Raw genomic sequence first — 205 nt, forward strand, 5'->3', positions numbered from 1 at the left:
TGGTTCCCCAATCCCGGCTGCCGGGGGAGAATAGGGGGATGACCGCCGAAACCGCAGCCCCGGAGCCCGCCCCCGAGGCGGAGCCCGCCCTCAGACTCGTCTTCGAACGCGGGGTCAGCCCGAGCAAGTGGGCCGAACGCTGGGCCGAGCAACACCCGGGCTTGCCGCTCGCGATCGAGGTGCGAATGACCAGGCGGGGCGACCC

The organism is Leucobacter sp. M11 (genome assembly GCF_035726885.1).
In the GTDB taxonomy this organism is placed as follows: domain Bacteria; phylum Actinomycetota; class Actinomycetes; order Actinomycetales; family Microbacteriaceae; genus JAPFRB01.